This window comes from Paenibacillus agaridevorans (genome assembly GCF_003112455.1).
Taxonomy (GTDB): domain Bacteria; phylum Bacillota; class Bacilli; order Paenibacillales; family Paenibacillaceae; genus Pristimantibacillus; species Pristimantibacillus agaridevorans.
Genome location: NZ_BDQX01000187.1, coordinates 54,378 through 61,112 on the forward strand (window position 1 = coordinate 54,378; position 6,735 = coordinate 61,112).

A 6,735-nucleotide genomic window follows, 5' to 3' on the forward strand; every position below is an offset into this window, starting at 1 on the left:
GAGGGTGCTGGAGAGGGATGGAGATGATATGGTTCGCGCTGTTCGCTGTATTTTTTAACGCCTTCATGGCGCGATACTTTGCCGCATCGACGGCGGACGGTCCGCTCGGCATTCGCCCTAATCGGATTTACATGGCGCTTGGCGCGGCTTGCCTTATTCTGGTGTCGGGACTTCGGAATAATATCGGGGATACGTATCTGTACATGCATAGCTACAGGGTGGAGGATTTCTCCTGGAGCAGCGTCCTCCAGAAGGACGATATCGGCTTCAACTTGTTCCAGATGCTGCTGAAGCAATACACGGAGGATCCGCAGCTCATGATTATGCTGACGGCGCTCGTTACGAACGCGCTGATCATCATCGTGTTCTGCCAATATTCCCGGATGATCGAGCTCAGCTTGTACGCCTACATTACGACGGGATCATTTATCGTATCCATGAACGGCATTCGCCAATTTTTGGCTGCCGCCATCGTATTCACCGCGACCAGGGCGCTGCTGGAGGGGAAATGGAAAATTTATTTTGCCATCGTCATTCTGGCTTCCTTTTTCCACCAGAGCGCGCTTATTATGCTGCCCATCTATTTCCTGGTCAGACGCCGGGCTTGGACGCTGACGACCATGCTGCTGCTTTCCTTGGGCATTCTGATCGTGGTCGGCTACAACTACTTTTCCAGCGCCTTGTTCTCCATCATCGAGAACACGCAATACTCGGGGTACCGGAGCTTCCAGGAGGGCGGCGCCAACGTGCTGCGAGTCATCGTCTTCGTCATTCCTCTGGCTATTGCGTTTCTGGGCAAGGATAAGCTGCGGCGTCTGTTCCCAGGAGGCGACGTGATCGTCAATTTATCGCTGGTAGGCGCGGTTATTATGATTATTTCGACGCAAAACTGGATTTTCGCCCGGCTTGGCATCTACTTTTCGCTTTACCAGCTCATCCTGCTCGGTTGGGTCATCAAGCTGTTCCGCGAGAAGGATCAGCGGCTCATGTACATCGCTTTTATCGGCTTCTACTTTCTATACTTCTTCTACGAGAACGTCATCGTACTGGATATTCGGTACGCCAGCGACTATATCCGGTGGCCATTTTAATTTGAAGGAGGGACATGATGGAGACACGGGAACAAATTCCGCGAATCATCCACTATTGCTGGTTCGGCCGCGGCGAAAAGCCGAGGAAGATTCGGACCTGCATGAACAGCTGGAAGAAACGGCTCGGCAGCGGCTACACGTTTATGGAGTGGAACGAAGACAACTTCGATCTGAATCGGTCCAAGTATGCAAAAGAAGCGTACGAAGCCCGCAAATATGCGTTCGTGAGCGATTACGTCCGGCTGCATGCGTTATATCATGTCGGCGGCATCTATCTGGATACCGATGTCGAAGTAGTGAAGCCGCTGGATCCGCTGCTGACGCATGAAGCGTTTTCCGGCTTCGAGGACGAGAGTTTCCTGCAATCCGGAACGATGGGAGCGAGACCGGGACATCCGTGGATCGGCAAGCTGTTGTCGGACTATGAGCGGAGAGTGTTCCTGCTGCCGGACGGCACGTACGACATGCTTACCAACACCGCCGTCATATCGAGACTATGCACGGAGGAGGGCCTGGCGCTGAACGGCCAGTTTCAGACGCTCCCCGGAGGCGTAGTTTTCTATCCGCGCCAATATTTCAGCCCTTACGACTATATTAACGGCGGCAGTTATCTGACGGAAGAGAGCTATACGATCCATCACTTCGCGCAATCCTGGCTGCCCGCCCATGTGCGGATAAAAAGCGGCGCCAAACGAATGATCAGCCGGATCGTTGGTCCCAAGGCTATTGCCAGGGTGCGCAAGCTTCTGACCTGAAGATGCGGCTGCCAGGCAACACAAAGAGATAAAGGATAAAGAAGAGGGGCTATACGATGATCAAAAGAATGTTCGACTTAATTGCCGGAAGTCTTCTGTTGGCGGCCGCGCTGTTGCCCATGGCTGTTATCGCCTTGCTTATCCGTTCGAAGCTAGGTTCCCCGGTCTTGTTCAAGCAGGAGCGTCCGGGCCTCCATGGGCGCCCCTTCCTGCTGTATAAATTTCGTACGATGACGGACGAACGGGACGGGGAAGGCCAGTTGCTGTCGGATCATCTCCGGTTGACGCCGTTCGGCCTGCTGCTTCGCAAGTTGAGTCTCGACGAGCTGCCACAGTTGCTTAACGTCGTGAGAGGAGAGCTGAGCCTTGTAGGGCCGAGACCTCTGCTTATGGATTACCTGCCGCTGTATACGGAGGAGCAGGCGAAGCGCCATCTGGTGCGGCCGGGGATTACGGGGTGGGCGCAGGTCAACGGACGCAACGCCGTGTCGTGGGAGGAACGTTTCGACAAGGATGTATGGTACGTCGAGAATCGAAGCTTTTGGCTGGATATGCGAATTCTGCTGCTGACGGTGAAGCGGGTGATCCGCTCCGACGGAATCAGCAACGGCAGCCATGCGACGATGCCGGTATTCGAAGGACAAGGCCATAACCAGAAAGGATGATATCGGATGAGTCAGCAGCAACAAAGCGGAGGAAGCCGCATCTATCTGTCCTCTCCCCATATGAGCGGCAAGGAACAGGCTTATATCGACGAGGCGTTCCGGAGCAATTGGATCGCCCCGCTTGGTCCCCACATTAACGCATTCGAGCAGGAGCTTGCATCGTATGTAGGCTCCCGCGGCGCAACGGCGGTCAGCTCCGGCACGGCCGCCATCCATCTGGCCCTGCAATTGCTGGGCGTCGGCGAAGGCGATCAGGTCATATGTCCCAGCTTCACATTTATCGCGACGGCAAATCCTATTGTTTATCTTGGCGCGAAGCCGTTGTTCGTCGATTCGGAGCCCGACACCTGGAATATGTCGCCGGTCGCGCTGGAGCGCGCGCTTCGGCATGCATCCGCGGCAGGCCGGCTCCCCAAAGCGGTCATCGTCGTTCATCTCTACGGGGGAATGGCGAATATGGAGCGGATCATGGAGATTTGCGACAGGTACGGCGTCCCTGTCGTCGAGGATGCGGCGGAATCGCTTGGCTCTACCTACCGGGGACGTCAGAGCGGTACATTAGGCCATTTCGGCATCTATTCCTTCAACGGCAATAAAATTATTACCACTTCCGGCGGAGGGATGTTGGTATCCGATCATACGGACGCGCTGGAGCGAGCCAAATTTCTCGCGACGCAGGCCAGAGACGCGGCCGTGCATTACCAGCACAGCGTAATGGGCTATAACTATCGGATGAGCAACGTGTTGGCCGGGATCGGCAGGGCGCAGCTGGAAGTGCTGGATCAACGCGTTCAGGCGAGGAGAGAGGTATACCGCAGATACGAGGAAGCGCTGGGAAAATACGAGGCTATCGCGTTTATGCCGGAGCCGGAGGGCACTTGCGGCAATCGCTGGCTGACGGCGCTGACTATTAAGCATCCCGGCGCGGAGGCGATTATCGCGGGTTTGCTGGACGCTCTCGGGGAAGCCAATATCGAGGCCAGGCCATTGTGGAAGCCGCTGCACCTGCAGCCGCTCTTCCGGGGAACAACCTTTTATGGACATTACGAGCAGGGAAGCTCCGTATGCGAAGAGCTCTTTCGCACGGGGATCTGTCTCCCTTCGGGCTCCAATATGAGCCCGGAGGAACAGGACCGGGTTATTGCCGTTATCGAGGACGCGACGAGAGGGCTGCGTTCCGCGTCGACCGAAGCGGCGAGCTAGCCGGTTAAGGCGCCTGCTATCCATTCACAAATATCGTTCGCCGCTCGTGCGGGAGCGAACGGCACGGGCGGGCGTGCCATAGGCGACGGTATGGGACGCGATGTTGCGAACGACGGTTGAGCCTGCGCCGATCACGCAATGCTCGCCTACCGCGACGCCATGAATAATAGACGCGCCGATAGCGACTGCCGTATAGTCGCCGATGGCCGCATTCCCTCCAGTGGCGGCCTTCGGCGCGAGGCTGACGAATGAGCCGATGCGGGAATCGTGTTCGATGCAGCTGCCGGCATACAAGATGGCATGCTCCCCAATCTCGGCGTCGCTTCCGACGACGGAGCCTGCCATCACGACGGAGCCCGCCCCGATGCGGGCTCCTCTTGCGACGGAAGCCGCGGGATGAACGGCGGTCACGAAAGGCAGCTCCGGCCGAATGCGGGATATGCCTCGAACGACAAGCCCGCGAGTCCAGTTGTCGCCGATCGCCGCGATGGCTCCCCCAGCTTGGTTATTCCGGTCTGCAAGCCACGTCTCATCCCCCAATACGCGATATCCGTACACCTGCTCTCCGACGGGCTTGCCCCCGTCCAGCAATCCGATGATTTCGTACGCGCCTTGCCGCTCTATCGTATCGATCACGGCTTTGGCATGTCCGCCTGCCCCGAACACGATGATTCCATTCGACATTCCGTCATCCCCTTCGCTTATATGTTTTCTATGATTATGCACTAATTCTAGCATACCCTTGCTCCGGATGATCCGGAATTTTGTAGAATTATGGGCGGCGCAATTGACAGAACAACGGTCGGGTGATAATCTGTAAATGTGTTCGTTTTATAGAACAAAAATTATTTTTTGTTCGTTATTTGCGAATGAAGGAGACCGTCATGAAAATGGAAGCCGCGCTCAATACCGAAGATTTATCACAAGAACTACGACTGCTGCTTGCCTTCCTTGAGATGGAGGAAGGCACGGAGATGAGCTTCGAGCTCTGGGAATTAATGAAAGACGCGAATTGGCATACCTTCATCGAGCTGGCTCGGCATCACCGCGTGTTCCCGACGATGAACAGGAAGCTGCAGGAACATAGGCCGATCAACGTGCCCGCCTTCGTTATCAGCATGTTCCAGCGGGACTACTACCGGAATACGATTACGATGCTCGCGTTGAGCGGCGAGATGGAGCGGCTTTCCTCGTTGTTCGAGAATCGCGGCATTCGCGCTTTGTTTCTAAAGGGGCCTGTAATCGCGGCCGACTTGTATGGCGATGTTTCGCTGCGAACGTCTTGTGATCTTGACGTGCTGGTGCCGCTGGAAAGCCTCCAGGCCGCAGAGGAACTTCTTGTTTCGCTGGGATACGAGAAGGATGACTACATTACAAGCGTGCTGAACGACTGGAAGTGGAGACATCACCATATCACCTTTTTGCATCCCGGTAAGGGGATCAAGGTAGAGGTGCACTGGCGGCTTAACCCATCTCCGTCCAAGGAACCCGGCTTCGAAGAGCTGTGGAGCCGGAAACGTCAAAGCTCGCTGATCAGCAGACCGATCTACTATCTCGGCAGGGAGGATCTGTTCTTGTTTCTCGTCTCCCACGGAGCCCGTCATGGCTGGTCAAGGCTTCGCTGGCTGCTGGATATTAAGCAGCTGATGAATCAGCGGATCGACTGGCCCAGGCTGACATCCCATCTGCGCAAGCATCAGATGCTCCATATCGGAGGGCAGGCGCTGTTTCTTGCTGCGAAGCTGCTTGCTGCGCCGCTTCGCGAGGAGATGAAGCCGCTTCTGACTTCCCGCAAGGCGGGATGGTTGGCCGAGGACACGATGTTTTATATGCGTCGAACCGTTAATCTGCATACGCCGCCCGTACCCAAGGAGGTCGAGCGTTATCATAAACAATATTTGTTCGGACTGCTGACCACGCGTCAGAAATGCCTGTATGTGCTGAGCGTTATGCATCCCTTCTACGAGGACACGGAAACTTTGCCGTTGCCGCAGAAGCTTCACTTCCTATATTTCGGTCTGCGTCCGTTTTTGTGGTTGTGGAGGAAGGCGAAGGGAAGAAAGGAGAAAAAACGATCATGATAGGAAAGGCAATTGCTGCATGGGGGACCCAATTCCGCAGCCGAGGACTGCTGCCAGCAATTCTGATGAACGTGTCGCAGCTGCTGGCCTTTGCCCGGGCATTCCGCTACAGGCTCCTGTACGGACGCAGCATCCTTGCTTCGGTATTTGCGATGCAGGGCGGGAGCACGATCGAAATCTTTAACAAACGAGCACGATGCCGCGTTGGCCGATTCGTCTTCATGAGAAAGAACATCAGCATTCGTCTCGACGATGAAGGGCAGCTCACGCTGGGCGACCATGTGTTTATTAATGATAATTGCACAATCAATTGCGCCTTGCGCGTCTCGATCGGCGAATATACAAAAATCGCTCCGAACGTGTGTATCAACGATCACGACCATAACTTCCGAGGGGATGCGGAGGGGCATCTGCTTAAAGGCGAGGTAGTCATCGGCAGCAACGTTTGGATTGGCACGGGAAGTATCATCCTTCGCGATACCGTGATCGGGGATAACGCCGTCATCGCCGCGGGAAGCATCGTAAAAGGATATGTGCCGTCCGATACGTTGTTTATGAACAAGCGGGAAAAACATTTTTCCGCCATCTCGCGGGCATCCGAAGAAGAAGCCGTTCGCGCTCCCGCGAAAGGAGCGGAAGCGATATGAAAAAACGAATCCTGTTCACCATGTATGCGATGGAGATCGGGGGGATCGAGCGGAGTTTGATCAATATGCTGGAGTCGTTCGATTATGACAGCTACGAGGTGGATCTTTTGATCTTTTGCCACACCGGCGAATTTATGGGGATGATTCCGGATCAGGTGAACGTGCTGCCAGAATCGCGGAGTTATGCGGCGATTCGCAAACCGCTCCGCGACTGTCTGCGTCAGCGGCTGATTAAGGCCGCCTTCGTTCGCGGCGCCGCCAAAGTCGCAGCCAATGTGCGCGCGCGAAGGCTG

At 55.5% G+C, this 6,735-nt stretch carries 7 protein-coding genes and 1 pseudogene; 7 read left to right on the forward strand and 1 reads right to left on the reverse strand.

Going from position 1 to position 6,735, the window contains the following annotated elements:
* The first annotated feature begins 17 nt into the window (after positions 1–17).
* From PAT3040_RS18135 to PAT3040_RS18150, 4 genes are read left to right on the forward strand one after another with little or no spacing between them, the layout of a single operon-like run.
* On the forward strand, positions 18–1,091 hold the full coding sequence (locus PAT3040_RS18135) for an EpsG family protein (protein ID WP_108993843.1): 1,074 nt from the start codon (positions 18–20) through the stop codon (positions 1,089–1,091).
* A gap of 17 nt (positions 1,092–1,108) precedes the next feature.
* Positions 1,109–1,846 carry a glycosyltransferase family 32 protein gene (locus tag PAT3040_RS18140; RefSeq protein ID WP_108993844.1) on the forward strand — a complete coding sequence of 246 codons (738 nt, stop codon included), beginning with the start codon at positions 1,109–1,111 and terminating at the stop codon, positions 1,844–1,846.
* Between the two features lie 59 nt (positions 1,847–1,905).
* Complete coding sequence (locus PAT3040_RS18145; protein WP_305778782.1) at positions 1,906–2,511, forward strand: sugar transferase; 606 nt, start codon at positions 1,906–1,908, stop codon at positions 2,509–2,511.
* Positions 2,512–2,517: 6 nt separating this feature from the next.
* Complete coding sequence (locus tag PAT3040_RS18150; protein WP_108993846.1) at positions 2,518–3,714, forward strand: DegT/DnrJ/EryC1/StrS family aminotransferase; 1,197 nt, start codon at positions 2,518–2,520, stop codon at positions 3,712–3,714.
* Between the two features lie 24 nt (positions 3,715–3,738).
* Here the strand turns inward: PAT3040_RS18150 and PAT3040_RS18155 are convergent, their stop codons facing one another.
* Positions 3,739–4,398, reverse strand: a complete 660-nt coding sequence (locus PAT3040_RS18155) for an acetyltransferase (RefSeq protein WP_108993847.1) — start codon at positions 4,396–4,398, stop codon at positions 3,739–3,741.
* 200 nt (positions 4,399–4,598) lie between these two features.
* On the opposite strand from PAT3040_RS18155, the gene PAT3040_RS18160 reads away from it, so the two are divergent.
* From PAT3040_RS18160 to PAT3040_RS38745, 3 genes and pseudogenes are all read left to right on the forward strand, one after another.
* Positions 4,599–5,795 carry a nucleotidyltransferase domain-containing protein gene (locus tag PAT3040_RS18160; protein ID WP_108993848.1) on the forward strand — a complete coding sequence of 399 codons (1,197 nt, stop codon included), beginning with the start codon at positions 4,599–4,601 and terminating at the stop codon, positions 5,793–5,795.
* On the forward strand, positions 5,792–6,442 hold the full coding sequence (locus PAT3040_RS18165; RefSeq protein ID WP_258235037.1) for an acyltransferase: 651 nt from the start codon (positions 5,792–5,794) through the stop codon (positions 6,440–6,442). Before PAT3040_RS18160 ends, PAT3040_RS18165 begins: the two co-directional genes overlap by 4 nt.
* Positions 6,439–6,735, forward strand: a pseudogene (locus tag PAT3040_RS38745) (glycosyltransferase); the annotation flags it as partial. The gene PAT3040_RS18165 and the pseudogene PAT3040_RS38745, both read left to right, overlap by 4 nt.